24 protein-coding genes and 1 tRNA gene are annotated in these 23,678 nt (G+C 61.8%); 8 read left to right on the top strand and 17 right to left on the bottom strand.

What is annotated here, in order from left to right; all coding sequences use genetic code 11:
* Positions 1 to 8: 8 nt before the first annotated feature.
* Entirely contained in the window at positions 9 to 839 is an 831-nt protein-coding gene (locus ACQZ6J_RS08370) for an SDR family oxidoreductase (RefSeq protein WP_449083333.1), read from the top strand.
* Complete coding sequence (locus tag ACQZ6J_RS08365; protein ID WP_449083331.1) at positions 836 to 1,315, top strand: anthrone oxygenase family protein; 480 nt, start codon at positions 836 to 838, stop codon at positions 1,313 to 1,315. Before ACQZ6J_RS08370 ends, ACQZ6J_RS08365 begins: the two co-directional genes overlap by 4 nt.
* A gap of 41 nt (positions 1,316 to 1,356) precedes the next feature.
* Here ACQZ6J_RS08365 and ACQZ6J_RS08360 read toward each other — a convergent pair whose 3' ends face one another.
* The 6 genes from ACQZ6J_RS08360 to ACQZ6J_RS08335 all read right to left on the bottom strand — a co-directional run bounded on the left by ACQZ6J_RS08360 (position 1,357) and on the right by ACQZ6J_RS08335 (position 7,569).
* Positions 1,357 to 2,508 carry a GGDEF domain-containing protein gene (locus ACQZ6J_RS08360; RefSeq protein WP_449084153.1) on the bottom strand — a complete coding sequence of 384 codons (1,152 nt, stop codon included), beginning with the start codon at positions 2,506 to 2,508 and terminating at the stop codon, positions 1,357 to 1,359.
* 197 nt (positions 2,509 to 2,705) lie between these two features.
* Positions 2,706 to 3,746: a dihydroorotase gene (gene pyrC / locus ACQZ6J_RS08355; protein ID WP_449083329.1), complete on the bottom strand. Its 1,041-nt coding sequence runs from the start codon at positions 3,744 to 3,746 to the stop codon at positions 2,706 to 2,708.
* Between the two features lie 145 nt (positions 3,747 to 3,891).
* Positions 3,892 to 4,524, bottom strand: coding sequence for a nucleoside triphosphate hydrolase (locus ACQZ6J_RS08350; RefSeq protein WP_449083327.1), 633 nt, complete (start codon positions 4,522 to 4,524; stop codon positions 3,892 to 3,894).
* Positions 4,521 to 5,330, bottom strand: a complete 810-nt coding sequence (locus tag ACQZ6J_RS08345) for an ATP-binding cassette domain-containing protein (protein ID WP_204326223.1) — start codon at positions 5,328 to 5,330, stop codon at positions 4,521 to 4,523. Before ACQZ6J_RS08345 ends, ACQZ6J_RS08350 begins: the two co-directional genes overlap by 4 nt.
* The gene (locus ACQZ6J_RS08340; RefSeq protein ID WP_163984811.1) at positions 5,306 to 6,370 is read right to left on the bottom strand and encodes an ABC transporter permease; all 1,065 of its coding nucleotides are present in this window, start codon (positions 6,368 to 6,370) and stop codon (positions 5,306 to 5,308) included. Before ACQZ6J_RS08340 ends, ACQZ6J_RS08345 begins: the two co-directional genes overlap by 25 nt.
* Before the next feature lie 173 nt (positions 6,371 to 6,543).
* Entirely contained in the window at positions 6,544 to 7,569 is a 1,026-nt protein-coding gene (locus tag ACQZ6J_RS08335; protein ID WP_163984812.1) for a sugar ABC transporter substrate-binding protein, read from the bottom strand.
* A gap of 248 nt (positions 7,570 to 7,817) precedes the next feature.
* Here ACQZ6J_RS08335 and ACQZ6J_RS08330 point away from each other — a divergent pair, with 248 nt between their 5' ends.
* Positions 7,818 to 9,065, top strand: a complete 1,248-nt coding sequence (locus tag ACQZ6J_RS08330; protein WP_163984813.1) for an ROK family transcriptional regulator — start codon at positions 7,818 to 7,820, stop codon at positions 9,063 to 9,065.
* Positions 9,049 to 9,483 (top strand): RbsD/FucU family protein, encoded by a 435-nt coding sequence (locus tag ACQZ6J_RS08325; protein WP_163984814.1) that lies wholly within the window; start codon positions 9,049 to 9,051, stop codon positions 9,481 to 9,483. Before ACQZ6J_RS08330 ends, ACQZ6J_RS08325 begins: the two co-directional genes overlap by 17 nt.
* A 200-nt stretch (positions 9,484 to 9,683) precedes the next feature.
* On the opposite strand, the gene ACQZ6J_RS08320 is transcribed toward ACQZ6J_RS08325, so the two are convergent.
* From ACQZ6J_RS08320 to ACQZ6J_RS08295, 6 genes are all read right to left on the bottom strand, one after another.
* Positions 9,684 to 10,721 carry a 4-hydroxyproline epimerase gene (locus tag ACQZ6J_RS08320; protein ID WP_163984815.1) on the bottom strand — a complete coding sequence of 346 codons (1,038 nt, stop codon included), beginning with the start codon at positions 10,719 to 10,721 and terminating at the stop codon, positions 9,684 to 9,686.
* A gap of 14 nt (positions 10,722 to 10,735) precedes the next feature.
* On the bottom strand, positions 10,736 to 11,446 hold the full coding sequence (locus ACQZ6J_RS08315) for an SDR family oxidoreductase (RefSeq protein ID WP_163984816.1): 711 nt from the start codon (positions 11,444 to 11,446) through the stop codon (positions 10,736 to 10,738).
* Positions 11,447 to 11,675: 229 nt separating this feature from the next.
* Positions 11,676 to 12,980, bottom strand: a complete 1,305-nt coding sequence (locus ACQZ6J_RS08310; RefSeq protein WP_449083323.1) for an alpha/beta hydrolase — start codon at positions 12,978 to 12,980, stop codon at positions 11,676 to 11,678.
* A gap of 546 nt (positions 12,981 to 13,526) precedes the next feature.
* Positions 13,527 to 14,408 (bottom strand): aldo/keto reductase, encoded by an 882-nt coding sequence (locus tag ACQZ6J_RS08305; protein WP_163984818.1) that lies wholly within the window; start codon positions 14,406 to 14,408, stop codon positions 13,527 to 13,529.
* A 240-nt stretch (positions 14,409 to 14,648) separates the two neighbouring features.
* Complete coding sequence (locus tag ACQZ6J_RS08300) at positions 14,649 to 15,302, bottom strand: TetR family transcriptional regulator (protein ID WP_449083320.1); 654 nt, start codon at positions 15,300 to 15,302, stop codon at positions 14,649 to 14,651.
* A 61-nt stretch (positions 15,303 to 15,363) separates the two neighbouring features.
* Entirely contained in the window at positions 15,364 to 16,011 is a 648-nt protein-coding gene (locus tag ACQZ6J_RS08295) for a class I SAM-dependent methyltransferase (protein WP_163984820.1), read from the bottom strand.
* Between the two features lie 210 nt (positions 16,012 to 16,221).
* On the opposite strand from ACQZ6J_RS08295, the gene ACQZ6J_RS08290 reads away from it, so the two are divergent.
* A complete protein-coding gene (locus ACQZ6J_RS08290) occupies positions 16,222 to 17,145 on the top strand; it encodes an oxidoreductase (RefSeq protein WP_449083318.1) in 924 nt (307 codons plus the stop codon).
* Between the two features lie 75 nt (positions 17,146 to 17,220).
* On the opposite strand, the gene ACQZ6J_RS08285 is transcribed toward ACQZ6J_RS08290, so the two are convergent.
* Positions 17,221 to 17,697: a BA14K family protein gene (locus ACQZ6J_RS08285; RefSeq protein ID WP_432444349.1), complete on the bottom strand. Its 477-nt coding sequence runs from the start codon at positions 17,695 to 17,697 to the stop codon at positions 17,221 to 17,223.
* A gap of 147 nt (positions 17,698 to 17,844) precedes the next feature.
* Here ACQZ6J_RS08285 and ACQZ6J_RS08280 point away from each other — a divergent pair, with 147 nt between their 5' ends.
* Together ACQZ6J_RS08280 and ACQZ6J_RS08275 are read left to right on the top strand one after the other, a co-directional pair.
* The gene (locus ACQZ6J_RS08280) at positions 17,845 to 18,294 is read left to right on the top strand and encodes a MarR family winged helix-turn-helix transcriptional regulator (RefSeq protein ID WP_449083315.1); all 450 of its coding nucleotides are present in this window, start codon (positions 17,845 to 17,847) and stop codon (positions 18,292 to 18,294) included.
* Positions 18,291 to 19,847: an MDR family MFS transporter gene (locus ACQZ6J_RS08275; RefSeq protein WP_163984824.1), complete on the top strand. Its 1,557-nt coding sequence runs from the start codon at positions 18,291 to 18,293 to the stop codon at positions 19,845 to 19,847. Before ACQZ6J_RS08280 ends, ACQZ6J_RS08275 begins: the two co-directional genes overlap by 4 nt.
* A 31-nt stretch (positions 19,848 to 19,878) precedes the next feature.
* Here the strand turns inward: ACQZ6J_RS08275 and ACQZ6J_RS08270 are convergent, their stop codons facing one another.
* Positions 19,879 to 20,433, bottom strand: a complete 555-nt coding sequence (locus tag ACQZ6J_RS08270; protein ID WP_449083313.1) for a TetR/AcrR family transcriptional regulator — start codon at positions 20,431 to 20,433, stop codon at positions 19,879 to 19,881.
* Positions 20,434 to 20,517: 84 nt separating this feature from the next.
* Between ACQZ6J_RS08270 and ACQZ6J_RS08265 the strand changes: the two genes are divergently transcribed.
* Complete coding sequence (locus ACQZ6J_RS08265) at positions 20,518 to 21,552, top strand: aldo/keto reductase (RefSeq protein ID WP_449083311.1); 1,035 nt, start codon at positions 20,518 to 20,520, stop codon at positions 21,550 to 21,552.
* Between the two features lie 31 nt (positions 21,553 to 21,583).
* Here the strand turns inward: ACQZ6J_RS08265 and ACQZ6J_RS08260 are convergent, their stop codons facing one another.
* The 3 genes from ACQZ6J_RS08260 to ACQZ6J_RS08250 all read right to left on the bottom strand — a co-directional run bounded on the left by ACQZ6J_RS08260 (position 21,584) and on the right by ACQZ6J_RS08250 (position 23,643).
* Complete coding sequence (locus tag ACQZ6J_RS08260; protein WP_449083309.1) at positions 21,584 to 21,877, bottom strand: hypothetical protein; 294 nt, start codon at positions 21,875 to 21,877, stop codon at positions 21,584 to 21,586.
* An 82-nt stretch (positions 21,878 to 21,959) separates the two neighbouring features.
* Positions 21,960 to 22,036, bottom strand: a tRNA-Arg gene (locus ACQZ6J_RS08255).
* A 278-nt stretch (positions 22,037 to 22,314) separates the two neighbouring features.
* On the bottom strand, positions 22,315 to 23,643 hold the full coding sequence (locus tag ACQZ6J_RS08250; RefSeq protein ID WP_449083307.1) for a hypothetical protein: 1,329 nt from the start codon (positions 23,641 to 23,643) through the stop codon (positions 22,315 to 22,317).
* Positions 23,644 to 23,678: the final 35 nt, after the last annotated feature.

Here is a 23,678-nt window from a genome sequence, read left to right as displayed (position 1 = left end):
AGCTTGATATGCAGATCTCGACGATCGCCATAATCGGCGGATTGGGAAAAACCGGCGGCCGGGTTGCCGGACGTCTGACGGAGCGCGGCATCAAGATTCGCGCCGCCTCGCGCTCGACGACGCCTCGTTTCGATTGGCAGGACCGCAGCACATGGCATCAGGCACTCGAAGGCGCTTCCGCCGCCTATGTCACCTTCCAGCCCGATCTCGCCGTCGACTGGGCGGCGGAGGCGATTTCAGCCTTTGCGAAAACGGCCGTGCAAGCCGGCATGGGGCATATCGTCCTGCTTTCCGGCCGAGGCGAGGACGGAGCCGTCCGCAGCGAAGAGAAACTCAAGGCCGCCGGCATGGACTACACCGTGCTGCGCGCCAGCTGGTTCAGCCAGAATTTCAGCGAAGGCGCCTTCGTGGACGGTCTTCTCCAGGGGAAGCTCGCTTTGCCGGCCGGTGACGTGCCGGAGCCCTTTGTCGATGCCGACGACATCGCCGACGCCGCCGTCGAATGCCTCACCGATCCGCGCCATCGCAACCGGACCTACGAACTGACGGGACCGCGCGCTTTGACATTTCGCCAAGCGGTCTCCGAGATCGCAGCGGCCGCCGACAGGGCCATCGGCTACGAAACGGTGTCGATCGATGCCTTCATTGCCGAGATGACCGCTTACGGCCTGCCGCAAGAGACAACCGGCATCCTGCATGAGCTTTTCACGCAGGTTCTCGATGGTCGCAATTCGCCTGTGATGGATGGCGTCCGCCGGATCCTTGGCAGGCCAGCCAAGGACTTTTCCGATTACGCTCGTGAAACCGCCGCAACCGGCCTCTGGAGTATCCGGTCATGACCTTCCCGATCACGAATATCGCTCTTGTCATGGCGGCGCTCGGCAGCGGCCTTCTGGCCGGCGTCTACTTCGCCTTCTCGACCTTCATCATGCAGGCCTTTGCCCGCCTTCCCGTCGATCAGGGGATCGCGGCCATGCAATCGATCAATACGACGATCGTGCGCTCCCCCTTCATCGTGCTTTTCCTGCTGACGGCAGCCTTGTCGGTCTTCATCGCCGTGATGGCAATTGTCTATTGGCGGGGCGGCATCAGTGTGCTGATGCTGACGGGCGCGGCGCTCTATCTCGTCGCCAGCTTTCTTTCGACGATGGTGTTCAACGTGCCCTTGAACGACGCCCTCGACAAGCTCGACGGCCGTTCCGCGGAGTCGGCGCAGGTATGGTCGACCTATCTTGCCGACTGGACGCGGTGGAACCATGTGCGCACGGTAGCCTCTCTGCTGGGCGCATGCGCTTTCGTGAGAGCGCTGTTCTAAACGCTTGGAAGGACGGCCGTCAGCATGACGGGAAGAACGGGCTAGACGGCGTGCAGATAGGCCGCGACCTCGACACGGTTGCGGCCGTTGCGTTTGGCCTCATAGAGCGCCTTGTCGGCGGCACGAAGGACATCATCGAAGCCAAGGCCCTTGACGGTGCCCGTCGCGACACCGGCGCTGACCGTGCAGACCATGGATTTGTCGTCGACAGTGATCGCCCGCGCCGCAAAGGCATCACGCACCCGCTCGGCGACCTGCTCCGCCCGGCCCGGCAGCGTGTTGTCGAGAACCAGCGCAAACTCTTCGCCGCCGAGGCGGGCGACCGTATCGGAAGACCGCAAGCCAACGGAAAGCTCTTGGCCGAACAGCTTGAGCACGAGATCGCCGGCGGCGTGGCCGTACTGGTCGTTGATCGCCTTGAAGCGATCGATGTCGAAGATGATGACGGCCATCGACGGGCCGAAGGAGCGGTGACCGTAGAGATCGAACAATGCGCGGCGGTTCAGCAATCCCGTCAGGGAATCGGTGATCGCCTCGCGGCGATGCAGCGCGGCCTGGCGCCATTGGTGCAGGGCAAGCGAAAGCGCCCCGATCCCGGTCATTCCGGCAATGCAGATGGCAAGGCTGAGATCCTCGGCCCAATTGTCCGGCGCATGGCCGAGCACAAGCTTGCCATCCGCAATCAGGACGCCAGCGCAAAGCGCAAAGGAAACGGCGGTCAATGTATAAAGCGCGGTAATGCCGTAAAGCGGTGTCGGCGCCTCATGGCGGCTCAGCCAGTATTCGCGCGCCGTCAAAAGCAGAAGCACGCCGATGACGACATTTTCGCCCATGAACGCAAGCCCGTCATAGCCAGCCAGCATCGGCACAGCCGACGCGGCAGTGCCGATCAGGCAGCCAAGCAGGAGACGCCCCTTGGAAAAACGGCGCGTGCGAAACTGATAACCGGCGACCCAGATCGTTGAGAAGCCGATGAAGAACAGCAGGAACGTCAGGATGGCAAAAATGGGCCGCGGCGTATCGACGTAGGAGCCATAGATGAAAATTCCGCCGACGAGGGGGGCAAGACCGGCGGAGCACGTCAGGAGAAAGGTATCGGGCCGGCGAGAAAACCAGTTTCCGACCAAGGTAACCGCAAGGCACGATGCGGAAACGCCGAGGGCCAGAAGAAGGGAGTTGTAATCGACCAGCATCATGCTCTTTCGACGGTTTCATTGCTACCGCGGGGGATCGCCGACACGCTAGGCCTCAAGGGTATCAAATCCGTTACGGCAAATAATAAAGAAAATATATTTCAACAAAATATACGTCCCATATTGCGGCAAAACGCTATTGTTTTGCCGGCCGTTTCTCACCGTTTCTTCAATAGTTTATATAAGTAAATTCGAAATTAGATTTCGACATCCCAATGCAACGGGAACATTGGATCGAAGACGGTAACGGGACCAGCGCCGGTTTCGATCTTGGCCGGGAAGGCCACGGCATCCGGACGGCGAACCAGAGTGATGCTGTCTTCGTTGACCGGCAGCCCATACCAGGCCGGGCCGTTCAGCGACGCGAACGCTTCGAGCCTGCCCAGAGCGTCCTCTTCCTCGAAGACGTGAGCAAGGCAGCTCATGGTGTTGATCGAGGTGTAGATGCCGGCACAGCCGCAGGCGCACTCCTTCAGCGGATCCACATGCGGAGCCGAATCCGTGCCGAGGAAGAACCTGGTGTCGCCGCTCGTGGCAGCCGCGCGCAGTGCGAGGCGATGGCTCTCGCGCTTGGCGACGGGCAGGCAGTAGTAATGCGGGCGAATGCCGCCGACGAGGATGGCATTGCGGTTGATGATGAGGTGATGCGTCGTGATGGAGCCGGCGAGGTTCGCCTTTGCCGACTTGATATAGTTCACGCCGTCGGACGTGGTCACATGTTCCATCGTGACCTTCAGTTCCGGCAGTCGCTGCCGCAACGGGTCGAGCACGGTTTCGATGAACACGGCCTCGCGATCGAAAATATCCACCTCCGGCGTCGTCACCTCGCCATGGACGCAGAGCGGCAGGCCGATCTTCGCCATACGCTCCAGCACGGGCATGGCGTTGTCGAGATTGCGCACGCCGCCATGCGAGTTCGTCGTCGCACCCGCCGGATAGAGCTTCACGGCGGTGATCAGGCCGCTTTTCCTGCCTTCCTCGACATCGTCGGGGCTGGTGTGCTCGGTGAGATAGAGCGTCATCAGCGGCTGGAAGCGGTCGCCGGATGGCAGTGCCTTCAGGATACGCTCGCGATAGGCAGTCGCGTCGGCGGTGGTCACGACCGGCGGCACGAGATTGGGCATGATGATGGCGCGGGCGAAATGCCTGGAGGTGTCGCCGATCACGCCTTCCAGCATGGCTCCGTCGCGCAGATGCAGATGCCAATCGTCGGGACGGCGGATGGTGAGCTTTTGCATGGGCGCGACCTCTGGAAATATGAGCGCGATCTTGCGCGAAAGCCGGCTTAGGCCCTTCGGCATCGTGCTCTTTCGATATCGCGCGTCGATAGCACCAACCGCCCCCGCAAAACAATCCGCGACGGCGGTTAAATCATCAAGATGCTCAGTCTTGAACGATATCGATGGTGACGTCGGCGCGGCGGCGGTTTTCCAGGATCAACCGTCCGTTGGGCAGATCGTTGCCATAGACCTTGGCGCGGGAGGCTTCGTCATCCAGATCGTAGCCCTTCCAGCGTGCCCACAGCCGCTCCTCCAGCACCTCCATCGGCGGGGCGAGCATGACCGAATAATCGAACATGCCTTCCAGCTCCGCCCATTTGCCCTGGCTGAACAGCAGGTAGTTCCCCTCGACCACGATGAAGCGGTGATCGGGCGACACGATGCGGGCGGATGCAATGGCAATCTCGCGCGAGCGGTCGAAGACCGGCACCAGCACCTCCTGGTCGGCGGCACGGACGGCCCTGACGATATCGAGAAAGGCGCGAACGTCGAAACTCTCAGGCACGCCCTTCCGCTTCAGGAGCCCCTTCTCGATCAGGACGGCATTATCCATGTGGAAGCCATCCATCGGCAGGACTTCGGCGCTCTCGCCCCTGGCCTTCAACGCCTTGGCGACATTATCAGCCAGTGTCGACTTGCCGGCGCCGGGTGGCCCGGCGATCGCAACCAGAAACCGCTTCGCATCGCCGGCGCGTGCGACGATCTCGCCGGCAATTTCCTCGAGAGATACGCTCATGCGGCGACGTTCTCCACCGGCGGAGCCTTGGCGCCGGTCATGAAGGCAACGGCATCGGACATCGAATGTTCCTTGGGATTGATGACGGTCAGACGGCGTCCGAGGCGATGGATGTGGATGCGGTCCGCCACCTCGAAGACGTGCGGCATATTGTGCGAAATCAACACGATCGGCAAGCCACGGGCACGCACGTCGAGGATGAGTTCGAGGACCTTGCGGCTTTCCTTGACGCCGAGCGCCGCCGTCGGCTCGTCCATGATGACGACCTTGGAACCGAAGGCTGCCGCGCGCGCCACCGCCACGCCCTGGCGCTGACCGCCGGAGAGCGTTTCCACCGCCTGGTTGATGTTCTGGATCGTCATCAGGCCGAGCTCGGTCAGTTTGTCGCGGGCACGCTTTTCCATCGCCGGCCGGTCGAGCATACGGAACACGGAGCCGAGAATGCCCGGTTTGCGCACCTCGCGGCCGAGGAACATGTTGTCGGCGATCGACAGCGCCGGCGAGAGGGCCAGGTTCTGATAGACCGTCTCGATACCGGCTTCGCGCGCTTCCATCGGCGAGCGGAACTGGACGGTTTTTCCCTCCAGCTTGATCTCGCCCTCATCGGGAATGACTGCGCCGGAAATCGCCTTGATCAGCGAGGATTTTCCGGCGCCGTTGTCGCCGATCACGGCAAGGATCTCGCCGGGATAAAGGTCGAAATCGGCATTGTCGAGCGCGGTGACGCGTCCATAGCGCTTGACGAGGCCGCGGGCGGTGAGAATGGGTTCGCCGGTCGGGGTCATGCCGATACCTTTCTGATCCATTGATCGATCGCGACGGCGCCGATGATGAGAACGCCGGTCAGAAGCACCTTCCACTGCGGATCGGCTCCGAGCATGTTGAGGCCCATGGAGACGACGCCGACGATCATGGCGCCGAAGAGCGTGCCGAGGATCGAGCCGCGGCCGCCAAAGAGCGAGATGCCGCCGATCACCGTCGCGGTGATTGCCTGAAGATTGAAGTCAGTGACTGCGGAGGATGGCGAAACCGAGCCGTTGCGGCCGATGGAGACCCATGCTGCGAGGCCCGCGATCAGTCCCGAAACGCCGTAGACGGCAAGGAGCACTTTCTTGGTCTGGATACCGGCAAGCTTCGCCGCCTCCGGATCGTCGCCCACGGCATAGACATGGCGGCCCCAGGCGGTGTGGTTGAGCACGTACCAGAGGACGATGACCAGAAGCACCATGGCGATGACGCCAAGGGTCAGCACGGCGCCGCCGAGGCGGAAGCTGATAGCGAAGAAATGCAGCAGCGGCGCCTGTTCGTCGACATCGGTATCGCGAATGGTCTCGTTGGCCGAATAGATGAAATTCGTCGCCATGACGATGTTCCAGGTGCCGAGCGTCACGATAAACGGCGGCAGCTTCATATTGGCGACAAGGAAGCCGTTGAGCAGGCCGCAAAGGCCGCCCGCAACCATGCCGGCCAGAATGGCGATCGGCGTCGGCAGCCCGTATGTCACGGCGACATTGCCCATGACGACGGAGGAAATGACCATGATGACACCGATCGACAGATCGATGCCGGCGGTCAGGATGACCAGCGTCTGGGCCGCGCCGAGAATACCGACGATCGCGATCTGCTGCAGGATCAGCGTCAGCGTATAGGCGGAGAAGAACCGGCCGCCGATGGCGATGCCGAAGATCACAATCGCCAGCACCAGCACGATCAGCGGCACAGCCGCCGGGGTCGAATGCAGAAAGTGCTGCACGCGCTTGAGAAGAGAGACATCTTGATGCTCGAACGAGGCGACTTTCTTGTCGCTGCCGTCGAGAACACGTTCGAATTCCTGTGCTCCGGACATATTATTCCTCCGCCACCGCGCCGCATGTACGGGAACCGCCGGCTGTTGGGGGCCAGCCAGGAGATGAACCCGGCCGACGTGACTGTTGCGATTGTCTGCTCCCTATAAGAAGAGCCGCGCCAGCAGGCGCATGACGCGGCTCCTCAAGGGACTATATCACATCCGTGAGGGGCTTAGCCCCAGCACTTGTTGAGGCCTTCCTTGGTGTCGATGGACTTGACGCCGGAAACCGGCTTGTCCGTCACCAGGGAGACGCCCGTGTCGAAGAAGGACTTGCCTTCCGTCGGCTTTGGCTTTTCGCCGGAGTCGGCGAACTTCTTGATGGCCTCGACGCCGAGGGACGCCATCATCAGCGGGTACTGCTGAGCGGTCGCGCCGATCACGCCTTCGGTGACCGACTTCACGCCCGGGCAACCGCCGTCGATGGAGACGATCAGGACCTGCTTTTCGAGGCCGACGGCCTTCAGGGCCTGGTAGGCGCCGACGGCAGCCGGTTCGTTGATGGTGTGGATGACGTTGATGCTGGAGTCCTTCTGCAGAAGGTTTTCCATGGCCTTGCGGCCGCCTTCCTCGTTGCCGTTGGTGACGTCATGGCCGACGATGCGGGAATCGGTTTCGTCGCCGATCTTGTTCGGATCCTTGGTGTCGATGCCGAAGCCCATCATGAAGCCCTGGTCGCGCAGGACGTCGACGGACGGCTGCGACGGCGTCAGGTCGAGGAAGCCGATTTTGGCATCCTTTGCCTTGTCGCCCAGGGTTTCCTTCGCCCACTGGCCGACGAGCTTGCCGGCAAGCAGGTTGTCCGTCGCGAAGGTCGCGTCAGCGGAATCAGCCGGCTCCAGCGGCGTATCGAGCGCGATAACAAGCAGACCGGCATCCCGCGCCTTCTTGACCGTGGGAACGATACCCTTGGTATCGGAAGCGGCGATCAGGATACCCTTGGCGCCATCGGCGATGCAGCTTTCGATTGCGGCAACCTGGCTTTCGCTGTCGCCGTCGATCTTGCCGGCATAGGACTTCAGCGTCACACCGAGTTCCTTGGCCTTGGCGGTCGCGCCTTCCTTCATCTTGACGAAGAAGGGATTGGTATCGGTCTTGGTGATGAGGCAGGCGGATACGTCGGCAGCCTTGGCCGGCGCGGCAAAGGCGACGCCGATGGCCAGCGCGGCGAACGCGGTGGAAATAACAGATTTCTTCATTCAATCCTCCCGATGTTTGAAAGGCCGGACCTTCCGGCAACCCCCGGGCCAAAACCCGGCGTAGAGATACGCAATGCCTCTCGGATTGTTTCCGGCGGACCTCCTCCAAGGCCATATATGCATCCCCGACGGTCCATATCTGAGCCTAAAGATTTCCAGCTGTCAATAAATAAATCGGATTGAATTATTAATTGGATGTGGCATTCTGCCAAAAAATAGGGCATGGCCATGGTGGAAGGAGCAGGCTCATGTCTCTTGTGCACGACCCTGAGGACACACCCACAACGCCAGCGATTCTCGACCCCAGCGGGGGCGCAAATCAGCTCGGCGTGCGCGCCCATAACGAACGGCTCGTCCTGTCGCTCGTGCGCCGTCACAGCGCCCTGTCCAAGGCCGATATCGCCCGGCGCAGCGGCCTTTCGGCGCAAACCGTTTCCGTCATCATGCGGGAGCTGGAAAAGGACGGCCTGCTGTCGCGCGATGCGCCGGTGCGTGGCCGCGTCGGGCAGCCATCCATTCCCATGCGGCTCAACCCGGACGCGGTGCTCTCCTTCGGTGTCAAGATCGGCCGGCGCAGCGCCGATCTCGTGCTGATGGATTTCATCGGCGGCATCAGGATGCAGCTCCATCAGACCTATCCCTACCCGCTGCCGCAGGACATCATCGCCTTCGTCACGGCCGGGATCCGGGAACTGGAGGGCCGCCTCAGCGAAGAGGAGCGCCGCAAGCTCGCCGGCATCGGCGTCGCCGCGCCGTTCGAGCTATGGAACTGGGCCGAGCAGGTGGGCGCGCCGCCCGGAGCGATGGATGTCTGGCGCGGGTTCGACCTTCGCGCCGAGATCGCCTCGCGCGTGGCCTATCCCGTCTTCCTGCAGAACGACGCCACCAGTGCCTGCGGCGCGGAGCTGGTCTTCGGCGTCGGCTCGCACTATCCGGATTTCGTCTATTTCTTCATCGGCTCCTTCCTCGGCGGCGGCATCGTTCTCAATTCGTCGATCTTCGTCGGCCGGACCGGCACGGCCGGCGCTCTCGGTCCCCTGCCCGTGCGCGGCCGCAATGGCGAGAATCGCCAGCTTCTGGAAATCGCCTCGATCTTCGTGCTCGAAAATCTCTTGAGGGATCACGGCTTCGACCCGCGCCCCCTCTGGTACTCGGCCGACAACTGGATCGATTTCGGTGAGCCGCTGGAAATCTGGATCCAGGATACGGCCAAGGCCCTGGCGCAGGCGATCGTCGCCTCTGCCTCGGTCATCGATTTCAGCGCCGCGGTCATCGACGGCGGCTTCCCCGACTGGGTGCGGGAACGGGTGGTGCGCGCCACCATCAAGGCCGCCGCCGAACTGGATCTGCAGGGTGTCGTCATGCCCGAGATCGTCGAAGGCGCCGTGGGACCGCAGGCGCGGGCCATCGGTGGCGCCAGCCTGCCGATCTTCGCGCGCTACCTGATCGACCAGAATGTACTTTTCAAGGAGATAGAGCATGTTGAAGGGCATTGACCCGCTGTTGAGCCCGGAGTTGCTGGCGACGCTGCGCGCCATGGGCCACGGCGACGAAATCGCCCTTGTCGATGGAAATTATCCCGGCCTCGAACATGCACGCCGCCTCATCCGTCTCGACGGCCACGGCGTCATCCCCGTGCTCGATGCCGTGCTGAGCGTGCTGCCGATCGACGATTTCGTGCCGCAGGCGATTTTCCGGGCAACCGTCCGTCAGGACCGCGACGCCGTCGATCCCGTTCATGCCGAAATGATCGAGTGCTGCGCGCGGCACGTTCCGGACATCAGGGTCGTTCCCCTGCTGCCAGCGGAGTTCTATGAGCGGGTGAAGCAAACCCATGCGCTGGTCCAGACCAGCGAGCCGCGGCTCTACGGCAATATCATCCTGCGCAAGGGTGTGATTTATCCCAAGGGATAGGAAAGTGCCCCTCATCCGGCCTTCGGCCACCTTCTCCCCGCTTGCGGGGCGAAGGAGATGGGGGCACCCACAGCCTTCTTTCCAGCCAATTGCTCAGACGATACTGAGAGGTAGTCCCCTCTCCCCGCCTGCGGGGAGAGGGTTAGGGTGAGGGGCTGAACTCTCCGCCCGACCTAGAACAATCGAGCCTTCACCCGCCCTCAAATCTCCCCCGCCGAAGGCCCCCAGACGTCCGTCATCGCGAAGCCTTCCGCCATCGGGTCGAAAGGATCGAGCGCCACCTGACTGAGGCCGAAGGTGAAGCCTCGGCCGGTGATGGTGGGGATGATGGCCGGCTTGCCGGCAACCTCGGTCACCGCCTGCAGACCGACCTCGAACTCCGAACCGATGATCGAGCGTGACTTGAAGACATCGCCGACCTTGGCCTTGCCGCGCGCGTGCAGCGTCGCCAGGTTGGCGGAATTTCCGGTGCCGCAGGGCGAGCGGTCGGCGCGGCCGGGCCACATGGTCGTGCAGGTGCGGATGGCGCCATCGCTATCGATATCGCGGAACATGACGTAGGCGACGCCGGAGATCGCCGGGATTTCCGGGTGAACCACGGACATCGTCCGGTTGATCGCATCCTTGAGAATCATCCCGGCCTGGACGAGCGCTGCCGCATTGCCCTTTTCGATCGTCAGGCCGATCTGGCCGACATCGACGAGCCCATAGAAGATGCCGCCATAGCACAGGTCGAGCTTGATCCTGCCCCATTGCGGCGTGTCGAGCTCGACATCCAGCTCATGCACGAAGGACGGCACCATGGTCAGCCGCACCTTCTCGCAGCGGCCATCGCGGCAGGTCGCCGTGGCGCGGACGAGGCCTGCCGCCGTATCGAGGGTAACGACCGTTTCCGGCTCCTTCATCTCGACGATACCGGATTCGAGCAATGCCGTGGTCACGCAGATGGAATTGGAGCCTGAGCTTGCATGGGCCTGGTCCGGCTGCAGGATGATGAAGCCGGCATCGGCCTCGGGATGTTTGGCCGGCAGCAGCAGGTTGACAGAGCCGATCGGCGCGCCGCGCGGCTCCAGCACGAGGAAGCGGCGCAGCTCCTGGCCCTTCGGATCGGTGTTCAGCCAATGCAGCTGCTCGGCAATGCTGTTGCCGGGGATCTTCGGTACGCCGCCGATGGCGACCTTGCCGATTTCCCCTTCGCAATGAACGTCCAGCAGCTGGATCGTGCGCTTCCATCTCATCTCATGTACTCCAATCAGACGTGTCGCGTAATGCCGCCATCGACGCGGATATTCTGGCCGGTGATGTAGCCGGCGCCATCCGACAACAGGAACGCTGCAGTCTTGGCGATCTCGCTCATCAGGCCGATGCGCTTCATCGGCACCTTCTCGGCGGTTTCCGGCTTGTGGTTCAGGCTATCGATGTAGCCGGGCAGGATGCAGTTCATGCGGATGTTGTCGGCCGCATAGCGATCGGAATAGAGCTTGGTGAAGGCGCCGGCGGCAGCGCGATAGGTGCAGGAGACCGGGAAGACCAGCGACGGCTCGTAGGCGGCAAAGGTGGTGATGTTGACGAAGGCGCCCTTGCCCTGCTTCAGCATGACCGGCGTCACCAGCCGCGCCATGCGCACGAGCGACAGGATCATCATGTCGGAACCAAGCGTCCAGCTTTCGTCCGAGATATCGAGCAGATCGCCCTTCGGCGGATGGCCGGTGTGATTGACCACGGCGTCGATGCGGCCATAGCTCTTCATCGTCAGGTCGAAGATCGCCTGGATATCCTCGGCCTTCTCCGCCACGCCGCGCGAGGCAACACCGCCGAGCTCGGCGGCCAGCGTCTCGCAGCTTTCCGATGGCGACATCAGCGCCAGCCGATAGCCGTTGGCGGCCAGTTCGCGGGCGATCGCTTCGCCCATGCCACGGCCACCACCGGTAATCAGTGCAACGGGCTTTTCGGTATCGGACATGGTTTTCCTCCTGGTAGCGGTTGATGCGAACGGCGTCATGTGAACGGACGCTTCATGCCGGTCATCATATCGGCCGCCAGCCGGGCTGTCGCCGCCGATGTCCGAAGCCATCCGCAAATATGCCACGCGCCGACAGGCGCGATCCTCTGATATATCAGATTGAGCGACATGGCTATGGCGTTTTACAGCGGCGATGAGGGCCGCCGCCGCAAATCAGATCGGGAATGGCTTATTGACCCAGGGCTTCGCCGACATTGCTGCCGGTTGCCTCCACGCTATCGCCAAGCGAACCGACGGTATTGCCGGCGGAAGCACCGACACGGCGCAATTGTTCGCCGTAGTTCTGACGCGTGCGGGGATCGAAGATGGCAATCGGGGCACTGACGGCCGCTCCCGCCACGCTGCCGACCGTCTGGGCGGCGCCGAGCGCCACCGCGCCGACCGCGTCGCCGATGCCGACATCGGAATCGGTGATGGTCTGGCCTTCGATGAGCCGTGCGCCGATCAACCTCACCACTTCCGGGCTCTCGGCGAACTTGCCGTGATTGAGGCCATCGCCGGTCTTGAGCTTGGTGAGATCCAGCACGGTGATGCCCTGCTTTTCCAGCGCGCTGCGATAGGGTTCGGCTGCGGGATCGATCTGGCCAAGGCGGTCGATATTGCCGGAAATGCGCCGCGACAGGGAAAGAGCCCGGTCATCGCGCGAGACGAACAGCGTGAAGTGCGGCTTCTCCTTGCCGAGGGCGGCAAACTGCCGCGCGAAGACATCGACGTCCAGATCGGGCGAGGCCAGGATGACGTTCTTGATCTTCGGCGCGACGCGGCCGTTGCGGATCGCCATTTGCCGGAGCGATTCGACTGCGAGCCAGCTGCCCATCGAATGCGCCATGACGGTGATGTCGCCGACGGAAGGATCCGCCGCGACGCGCCGCAGCAGTTCCTCGAGCGAATCGCGGGAATAGTTGGTGCTTTCCTTGTCGTAGGCGTAGTCGAAAATGCTGGCGCGCGACGGCCAGGTGAACACGATCGGCGCGACATCGGCATGCGAATCGTGAACGATCTGCGCGAAGCGATAGACCGCATCCTCATAGCGATTGTTGAAACCGTGCACGAAGATCAGCACCCGCTTGTTCTTCGGCAATTCCGCATGCAGCCAGCCACGCCCGTCCGCTTCGGTCGGCAACGGCTTGACGGCCAGCGTAACGAAATTCTTCAACGGGTTGCCCGGCAGCCGGCTCGGCCACTGAACCTGGCCAACCTTGCGATTGGCCTCCGGCGGGATGGAGATGCTGACGGCATCTATCTTCAGCCCCGGTCCGCGCTCGCCCGAAAACAGGATCGCCGGATCCTTATCCGGCAGGCGCGTGGTGGCAACGAGGAGATCGACCTTCGACGTGCCGGGAACGTTTTCGTCCACCGGCTGCATGACGCCGACCGGGCGACCGCAGGCCGCAAGCGACAACGTCGCAACCACGGCAACAGTTCGGAAGAATACTCTGCCCCATCGGCCCGAACCCGCCATGCGCTGCATCATGCAACCTTTCCTTACCGTCGGAATGCTGCGCCACTCTACGCATGGGCGCCTGTGACGCAAGCCACTGCAGCGGTCTCCGGCCACATGATGCGCTACTAATTCGCAGCGGCATTGCAAAGGCGCAACGCCTTCGTGTGTCCGGGAAGTGATAGAGGATGGTGGAATAAAAAAGAGCCCGATGCGGGAGGAGGATGCATCGGGCTCTTGATCCGGATTGGCAACTGGGAGGAGGAGTGTTGCCAATCATTGAAGGAGCGCTGGGAGGAGGAGGTGCGCTGCCTTCGAGGGATTAGATATAACGCCGAGGGGTGCATGAACAGACCGGCTTTCGCAATGCAGCAATGCATCAGACGCAATGCTCTCATTGTCATATGCCGAGATTCCCGCATAAAGCCGCCGATCCTGGCTCTTCACCGCCTATTTTGCAGTCGATATCCGCTGAAATCCTGGGATTCACATGATCGTGATCGGCGTTTTTGCATTGGCACTGCCGTTCGCTGACATTCCCGGCCGATGAGCCACCTCACCGGCCGGGAGATTCCGGGCTCAAGCCGCCTTGAACGCCTTCTTGCCCTCGGCATCCAGCGCCGCAAACTCCTCGTCGGAAAGGACGATATCGACCGCCGCTGTGTTTTCCTCGAGATGCTTGACCTTGCTGGTGCCGGGAATCGGCAGCATAACCGGACTGCGCTTCAGCACCCAGGCGAGCGCGATCTGGCTCGGAGCGGCATTGTGCTTCTTCGCGATGCTATCGAGCAACGAGCCTTCCTTGGCGAGATCGCCGGCAGCAAGCGGGAACCAGGGAATGAAGCCGATGCCATGCTTTTCGCAATAGTCGAGCACGTCCTCGCTGGTGCGATCGACCAGATTGTAGCGGTTCTGCACCGTCGCCACCTTGAAATGCTTCGATGCGGCTTCGATGTCGGCAACCGACACCTCGCTCAGGCCGGCATGGCGGGCGATGCCGTCATCCAGCAGCGACTTCACGGCATCGAACTGTTCGGCCGCCGGCACCTTGGGATCGATGCGGTGCAGCTGCCAGAGGTCGATGCGGTCGACGCCGAGATTGCGTAGGCTCTTGTGGGCCTGCTGGATCAGGTATTCAGGGCGACCCACCGGCACCCAGACATTCGGACCGGTCCGGGTAAGCCCGCCCTTGGTTGCGATGACGAGACCGGCGCCATACGGGTGGAGCGCCTCCTTGATCAGACGTTCGGAAACATCCGGGCCATAGGAATCGGCCGTATCGATGAAATTGATGCCGAGCTCCGGCAGGCGCCTCAAGGTGCGGACGGCTTCGTCATGGTCGTCGGGCTCGCCCCATATGCCGGCACCGGTAATGCGCATGGCGCCGAAACCGAGACGATGAACGGGGAGATCGCCGCCGATCTTGAACTGACCGGACTTGGCTGCGTCGAATTCTGACATGGTTGTAGTCCCTTTTTGCTGATCTGAAATCTATCTGTCGTTTTCGGCATCCGGGGAGGAGCCGGGATTTGTCGTGCAAATCGAGCGTTTCGCGAGGAGGGAATTGAAGTCGCGACCCAATACTAGATGGGTTTGCACGACGACATATGCAATGCGCCGATGCTTGACATATCGGGTCGCAGCACTCCCGGCGAAGCTGCTACTATGGCCGCGATCCGTGACGGCTCGTGTCGGCCGAGATCACCGCCCCGGTTTGCCTTGCCCTATCAGCTCGCCAAGATCGGCAAGCGCTGCCCAAAGCTCATCGAACATGGCCCGGGCGAATTCCTCCAGCGAAATATCCCGTGGGGATTCCATCCAGCGCTCGCCGCCGATGCGCAGCATCGTGCCGACGGCGGCGGCAAGCACGCTCAGACGGAACCGTTCGGCATCTCCACCCCCGCTGCGGGCATGCAGCGCATCGGCGAGCTTCCGCTCCAGCTTGGCGTATTTCAACTGATCGCGGGCGCAGAGCGCCGGCGTATTGCGGATCAACGCCGCCAATGCGAGCCGCTGCGGATCGGCGATGGTGGCGCGAAGGGCGACATCGACCGCCGCCTCGATGACCGCGACAAGGCTGGCATCGCGCGGCTGCGCCGCGACAGCGTCGATCAGCTCGCCGGCGAAACCGTCCTGCCAGGCGGCGACCACCTCCTCCTTGCTGGGGAAGTAGTCGAAGAAGCTGCGCTTGGAGACGTCCGCCGCTTCGGTGATATCCTCGATCGTGGTGGCATCGAAGCCGCGCTCAAGGAAAAGCTTCAGGGCGGCGGATTCGATACGCTCGCGGGTCTGGCGGCGCTTGCGCTCGCGCCGGCCTTCCTTCACCGCGATATCGCCATCCGGCTTCTTCTCCATCCGCTATCCCTGCTCGGCACTCGCTTGGGCCGCCCCATATCAGCCTTGCCGCCTCCGGCGCCTATGCGCTGATTCCGGCACTGTCTCCGGTGCTACGATATTTGGCGCCGGTGATCGAGAGTTCCAACGGATTTTGTCGCGATATCCTGTAGACGCCGGCCGGCGGAATATTGCGGACGGTGCTACCGATGCGTGTTCCCTTCAGCCCGAGACTTGCGAGGATCGGCTTCTGCACCGGGCATCGCGGACCGTAGGTGAACTGATAGAAGGCGCCACCCGGTTTCATCGTTTCGAAGGCGCCGCCGACAATGGCTGCAACCTTCGAGGGCGGCATGGACAGCAGCGGCAGGCCGCTGACGACGGCGCCGAAAGGCGCGTCGTCGAAAAGGCCGCACTCGCCGAGCCGCGCCGCATCCATATGCACGACCCGCGCCTCGGGAAAGCGCAGGCGCAGGCGCGCGGCGAATTCCTCGCCGAATTCCACGAGCGTCAGCGCGTGTTCCGGGATACCGCGCGCCAGCAACGCGCGGGTGAACACGCCTGTTCCCGGACCGAGTTCGAGGATCGGTCCATCGAGCGGCTCGATCTCCTGCGTCATCAGCCTGGCCAGCCGCTCGCCCGACGGCGCGACGGCGGCAACCCGCATGGGATCGCTCACCCAGGAGCGGAAAAACTGCATAAAATCAGAGCATGAAGTCTTTGTCGTCATTCCGCGAATCCAATCTTCGGCCATGTGACGCGATGAGGACCGAGCAGCGTGGCAATTCGAAGGCATGTCGCGCCATCAGGCCGTCGAAAATCATTGATACGCAAGGCAAGTCTATCCGAAGGCGTTATTTTCATTTATTGCAAACTTGCATTTAGTGTAAAAATTACCAGATACAATGGGCAACGCCAAACCTCTTCACAGGAGCCCGCAATGCCAGACTGGACAGTGAAAGACATTCCGCCGCAGACAGGTCGCATCGCAGTCATCACCGGCGCCAACAGCGGTATCGGCTACGAAGCCGCCAAGGCTCTGGCCGGCGCAGGCGCAAAAGTCATCATTGCCTCGCGCAACGAGGCGAAAGGCAACGAGGCGCTCGCCAAGATCCGCGCCGCGACGCCCGGGGCGGACGTGACATTCGAGGCGCTCGACCTTGCAAGCCTTGCTTCCGTCGCCCGCGCCGCCGACCGCATCGCCGGTACGCTGCCGCATATCGACCTGCTCATCAACAATGCCGGCGTGATGGCCATCCCTGACCGGCACGAGACCGAAGACGGTTTCGAGATGCAGATGGGCGCCAACTATATCGGCCATTTCGCCTGGACGATGCGGTTGCTGCCGAAGGTCTCGGCGGCGGAAAATCCACGCGTGGTCACGGTCAGCAGCCTCGCGCACCGCAGCGGCAGGATCAATTTCGACGATCTGCAGTGGCGCAGGCGCTATCGGGCCTGGCCTGCCTATTGCCAGTCGAAGCTTGCAACGCTGCTGTTCAGCCTGGAGCTTGACCGGATAGCACGCGCCGAAGGCTGGACGCTGAAGAGCGTTGCCGCCCATCCCGGCTACGCCGTCACCGGATTGCAGACCACAGGCCCTCGCATGGGCCGCGACGCACCGGGCAGCTTCGAGTTTCTGATGAAATTGCTGGAGCCGTTTCTATCGCAATCGGCGGCGGCCGGCGCCCTGCCGACACTCTTTGCCGCCACCTCGCCCACGGCCGAGGGCGGCGCCATGTATGGCCCAAGCGGCTTCTACGAACTCAAAGGCCCGCCGGTGCAGGCGAAAATCGCTGCGCACGCCCGCGATCAAGCCATCTGGCGGCGGCTTTGGGATGTCTCGGAGCAGTTGACGGAATTGTAGACAGCGCTATCCGCAGCGGCTTGAAAAGCAAATCCCTCCCCGCAGACCGGAGAGGGATTTTCAATGCGCTTCACATTACGGACCGACGCACTGGCGGCGCGGACCGTTGGTCGGCTGATAGGTGTTGTCGGAGGCACGATAGGTCTTGTAGCGGCTGGCGCACCAACGAACATGGGCGCTGCCGCGCGGGGGCTGAGCGACGGCACCGCCGATGATCGCGCCGGCGCTGAAGGCCGCCAGCGGATACCACCAGCCATCGTTATAGCGGCGATAGCCGGGGCGAGCGTAGCGATAGCCGCGATGGCCATGCCAGTAGCCCGGCCGGTTATGCGGGCGGTAGTGCGGTCGATAATGCGGCCGGTTGTGGGGGCGATAGTGCCGGTTGTGATGGCGATACTGCACTTCGGTCACGCCGGCCGGCGGGCTACCCGCCTGCTGGATCGCCGGCTGAATCAAAGGCTGGATCGGCGCAGCGGCGGCCGGGTCGAAAGAAGTAACGGCAAGCAGGGCACTCAGGGCGGTCACTGTTACGGTTGTCAGGAAACGTTTCACAGCTCTTCTCCTCCTCGCGAGTCGCAATATCGGTTGATAACGCGCCATGATTGAAAATGTTTCACAATATTATCGCTTGCGCAAGTACATGCGGCACGATACCTATATAGATAGGAAGCCTACCTATCTACTTGCGAGCGAACCCCTGTGAGCAAAGCCGACCACCATCGTTTGACCGAAGATGCCTATGCGCTCGCCGAAGCGCTACGCCCCGCCCTCCACCGCCTGTACCGGCAATTGCGCCGCGAGAGCGACGATGCCGGGCTGTCGCCGCTGCACGGCCTGCTGCTCGCCGCCATCATCCGCCAACCGGGCATCGGCGTCGCTGAGCTGGCGCGGATGGAGAAGCTGCGCGGACCGACGATATCAGGGCATGTGAAGGCGATGGAGCGGGATGGGCTTATCGCCCGCTCGGAGCCAGATCCGAACGATCGCCGGCGCAACGGCCTTGTTGCCACCGAGAAAGGCCAGGAGATCATCAGCGGCCTGAAACAGCGCAGAACCGACTGGCTCGCCGCCGAACTCGTCAAACTGTCACCCCAGCAGCGCGACGCCATCCGCGCCGCGATAGAACCGCTCATGGAGATCGGACAATGAACGCCGAAGGTCCAACTGCCGCTTCTCCATCCGCTCCGGCGGCAGGCGATCCGCCCGATCGACGCGAGATCCGGGCGGTCATACTCGGCCTGATGATCGTTCTTGGCCTCGGCGCCATCGACCAGAGCATCGTCGCGACCGCGCTGCCGCGTATCGTCAGCGATCTCGGCGGCCTGACGCATCTCTCCTGGGTCGTCAGCGCCTATGTGCTCGCCTCGACCAGCACCATGCCGCTCTACGGCAAACTCAGCGACCAGTACGGCCGCAAGCCGATGATCTACGCGGCGATCCTCATCTTCCTTCTGGGCTCGGTGCTGAGCGGCATGGCGCAGACGCTGCTGCAGCTCATCATCTTCCGGGCAATCCAGGGCATCGGCGCCGGCGGATTGCTGCCGCTGGCGCAGATCATCATCGGCGACATCGTGCCGCCGGCCCGGCGCGGCCGCAACCAGGGCTCGATCGCCGCCGTCTTCGCGGTCTGCAGCGTCATCGGGCCGATTGCCGGCGGCATCATCACCGATATGCTGTCCTGGCACTGGATCTTCTACGTCAATCTGCCGATCGGCGCCGTCGCCCTCGTCATGATCGGGCGCGCGCTCAAGCGGCCACACCATGCCCACAGCCGCCGCATCGATTATCTCGGCGCGGTTCTGCTGACGAGCTGCACGACCAGCTTCCTGCTGGTGCTCGCACTCGGGGGCAACGAATGGGCCTGGAACTCGCCGCAGATCTTCGGCCTGTCCGCCGTCGCGCTCGTCCTGTTCGTGCTTTTCATCCTTCACATCCGCCGCGAACCCGAGCCCGTGCTGCCGCCCGATCTCTTCCGCAACCGGCTGTTCGTCGTCGCCTGCATCGTGCTGGCGCTGACCTTCATGGGCATGCTCGGGGCGAGCCTGTTCTTTCCGCTGTTCTTCCAGATGGTCATGGGTGTCAGCGCTTCGCATTCCGGCCTGCTGACCGGCCCTTTGATGATCGGCGTCGTCATTTCGTCCATGGTCAACGGGCGCGTGCTGCTGCACCGTTTCGGGCGCTACAAGCCGGCGCAGCTCTGCGGCCTCGGTCTTGCGACCGCTGCCTTCGCGACGCTCGCCTGGGCTGCCGCCACCAGCCAGGGCTTCTGGATCATCGAGCCGACCGTCTTCGCCCTCGGCCTCGGCCTCGGGCTGGTCATGCCCACCATGACGATCGCCGTGCAGAATGCCCTGCCGCTTGCCCATCGCGGCGTCGGAACGGCCACGCTCGCCTTCTTCCGCTCGCTCGGCGGCCTGATCGGCGTCACAGGCTCGGGCGCAATACTGGCCTATCGCGTGCAGAATGCCGGCGGTTTGCTGGATGGGGTGCATGTGTCGTCACTGACGGAGGCGGGAATGAAGCAGCTTGCCACCTCCTCTCCCGAAGCCCACGCCGCCGCGATAGCGCTCTACCGCCACGCAATCGCCATGACCTTCGCAACGGGAACGGCCATCGTGGCAGTCGCGCTGATCGCGCTGCTCTTCCTGCCGGAATTGCCGCTGGCAGCGGATCATGGGCAGGGAACGACGCGCTCGGGCTGAATGGAAAATCTCAGGTCAGTCGGATCATAGTCTATCGGCCTAGCCCGCGAATGATCAGATCGACCAAACGATCGGCGCGTGCCTCTCCTTGGGAGCCTGCGGGAACACGCCACAGGAAGCCGAGCACGAGAAGAACGTCTTCCGCGTCGGCGCCCGGCAGAAAATCTCCCGACGCTTCGCAGGCGCGCAGCAGACGATTGATCGCGCCCACCATTGGAAGATAGCCTTCCTGCATATCTCCAGCCGTCATCGCAGCGTGCAGGACATCGGCCAGGGCATGTTTCATCCGCCCATAATGGGCAAGCCGATCACACCAAAGGCGGAACGCCTGCATGGGCGGGTGAGCAGCCATCAACTCAGGTGCCAGCGCCACCAGCGCGTCGATCTCCTTGCGGTAGACCGCCGCCACCAACGCCTCCCGCGTGGGGAAATGGCGGTAAAGCGTGCCAGGGCCGACGCCCGCCCTTTTGGCAATCGAATTGAGTGACGCATCCGACGCGGCTGTGAGCGCCTCGCGCGCCACCTCCAATATCTTGTCCCGATTGGCGCGGGCGTCGGCCCGCAGATCAGCTTCTACATTACTCATTGCGACCACCTTGACTAAACGGAGACCTCTCCATATAGCTTTAACCGGAGATATCTCCGGTAAGGTAGTCGAGAGGATAAACCCATGCAATATGTCAAATTGGGCCGCACTGGCCTTGATGTCTCGCCGATCTGCATCGGGGCGATGACCTATGGCGACCCGAAGCGAGGGCACCCGGTATGGTCGCTTGACGAAGAGACCAGCCGCCCATTGATCCGCCACGCGATCGAGGCCGGCATCAATTTCTTCGATACCGCCAACATGTATTCGCAGGGATCGAGCGAAGAGATCCTGGGGCGTGCGCTCAAGGATTTCGGCGATCGCGACGATCTGGTGATCGCGACCAAGCTGCGTCACCCGATGCGCTCAGGCCCCAATGGCGCAGGCCTCTCACGCAAGGCGGTCATGACCGAGATCGACCACAGCCTGCGCCGCCTCGGCACCGATTATGTCGACCTCTACCAAATCCACCGCGCCGACCAGACGACCCCCTGGGAGGAGACGCTGGAAGCGCTCCACGACGTCGTTAAAGCGGGTAAGGCGCGCTACATCGGCGCGTCCTCGATGATGGCCTGGGAGTTCAGCAAGGCGCTGCACTTGCAGAAGGAGAATGGCTGGGCGCGCTTCATCTCGATGCAGGATCACTACAACCTCCTCGCCCGTGAGGAGGAGCGGGAAATGCTGCCGCTCTGCAAGGATGAAGGTGTCGGGACCATGGTCTGGAGCCCGCTCGCGCGGGGTCGTCTTACCCGGCCCTGGGGCGAGGCCACCACGCGCTCCGAATCCGATCCGTTCGCAGGCGTGCTCTATAACGCGACCGAGGACAGCGATCGCGCCATCGTGGAGACCCTGTGCGCGATTGCGGAGGAGCGCGGCGTCGCCCCCGCGCAGATCGCTCTGGCCTGGCTGCGGCGCAATCCGGTTGTCGTGTCCCCTATCGTCGGCGCGAGCAAGACGAGGCATATCGACGACGCCGTCGCTTCGCTGGCCATCAAATTGACTGATGAAGAGGCCGCCCGGCTGGAGGCGCCCTACACGCCCCGCGTCGATTCCCAGGGGGTGTCGGATCCCAAGGAACGGGCCCGCATCTCCGCCTTAATCGGGATGAGGCCAGCCTGAGATCGGCTTAGGGCGCGTCGTCAGTCGAGGCTTATGAAAGGCGACGAACTGAACAGCGGCAAGGAAGATGCTTGCGAGCTTGTCGTATCTGGTGGCGATAGATCTTAATTGATTTGATATTGCTTAATAAAATATCGATCAGACTGCGTTCGCAGCAGAGGGCGAAATCGGTGTGACGCGGCTGGGTGCGATTTGCTTTCAGCGGTATCATAGGTTTGATTTGGCGCTTGTCGCGATAATCAATCAGGGCGTCGCCACCATAAGCTTTGTCAGCCAGAAAGGCTTTGGCAATTACGGTGACAGTGCATTTCTTTCCCGTCGGCAAGCGCCTCGCGGGACGGCTGCATCAGCTGTGCTCGAATGTTTCTTGAGCCCACCCAAAAAACTTCAAATCCTGTTAGGAAAAATGGCGCACCCGAAGAGATTCGAACTCCTGACCCCCAGATTCGTAGTCTGGTGCTCTATCCAGCTGAGCTACGGGTGCCTCGGTCTAGGGCCTTGATTTCCCTGTTGCACATTGATTGAAAAACAGTCCACCCACTGCCAAGGCGCAGCTTGGCTGTGACAGGAGTGTGACCGACGAACGAGGAGATAATAGCTTCGCTGCGCCTGAAAGTCCAAGGAAGGGTACCACCTTATTTCCCTTCTTAAACAGGAGATACTCGCTTAATAGGGCCACGCAAACTCCGGGAGATTTTTTCTCGGAGTACTATTTCACCACTACCAACCTCGTCGCGAGAAGGTTTCATCGACGCCGCTCGCCTACTTCAAAAACTGGTCGTATGTTGGCCTTACGACATTGGGCACGGTGCCGGGATCGATAAGACCCAACGCCTTGATAAAGTGCCTCTTGCAAGAGGCTGACCCTGCCACCCGTCTACCCAAATAGTTACTGTTAGAACTCGCTAGCTGAAGCAGTGTCGCTACCTCGCGAGGCGAGAACCCTTCAATTATCTTGTCGTAGCTTGGGACCGCGGCGTTGGAGACCCCGTATCCATTTCCTATTCTGCAGCAAACCACAACACGGACGAACTCCTCCTGAATGGTGTCGGGAACAGCACCTTGACTCGAGAGTTCCTGCAATCGTTCTGCGAACGGTGGTTCGTTATAAAAATTATTCATCGCAGTATGCACCGACCAAAGACGGTCGATGGCTCTATGGAATATGTTGTGCTGCTCAGATTCATTTAGCAGTTTGATCAGCCCGAGCTTCTCAAAAAATTGAGAAGATGCGGTGTAGCGTGGCTCGTCGCCCTTCGCTGCATATTCCCCATGCTTGTGAACCAGGTCAGAGCGAAGGGACTGTGTGAACCCCCCGGCGAGGGCCTCACAAATTTCAAGCGAATTGAGACGGGCCGGTTCCGAGGTATTTGGATCACAGTAAATGCCGTGAACCATGCCGACTAAAAGTTGCCGCTGAGCAGCGTGAGTCTGCAAAAGGCGATCAACCCACGTACTCAGCTGATTTGCAGTGAATCTTCCACCCTTCAACGCGCTGATAAACGATCCAATATCAACGCCCTTGGGAGACGACGCATCCGCGAGCGCGTACCGGACACATCGATTGAGAAATGTTGTGAACTCACGATCATTGACCGCTCCCATCGTTGGATGGGCTGCGGAAAAGTTATTGCGGATATCTCTACACTGATCCAGGAAAAAGAAGCCGTCCTCGTCCACGAGATTTATCTTCAAACATAAATCCAGCAGCTTGCTATCTTGCATCTCGTTGAGATGCTTTTCTTCGAAGTCTGCCTGAAGAATTTGAGCGACGACGGGCAACCCAAACGTTCGGACTTTTGCCCGGAGATGAATTATGGCGGCATTCCAAATATAGTTCATTGCACCGTCAAACAGTCCGGCGCTTACTGCAACGCACATCCTCGCAACCAGCTCACCACGCAAGTCAACGGGAATTTCCTTCAGTTCACGAGGCAGGTCACGCCATGCGTGCTCGATATCATCGTCGCTAGCGAGGACGTCGCGAGGAACTCCTAATGCGGCAGTGAGGGCTGCAATAGCGGGAAGCACCGTGTCAGGAAGTGCCGGAAGATTCGGCGGTGCTGCTTTTGCGATAGCGAGTCCGGACAATTTCTAATCTCTCCATAGTAAGTCAGCTCGCAAGC

The sequence above is a fragment of the Rhizobium sp. A37_96 genome (assembly GCF_053521765.1).
Note: the sequence above shows the minus strand (reverse complement) of the source record. Positions and strands in the feature narration are given on the sequence as shown.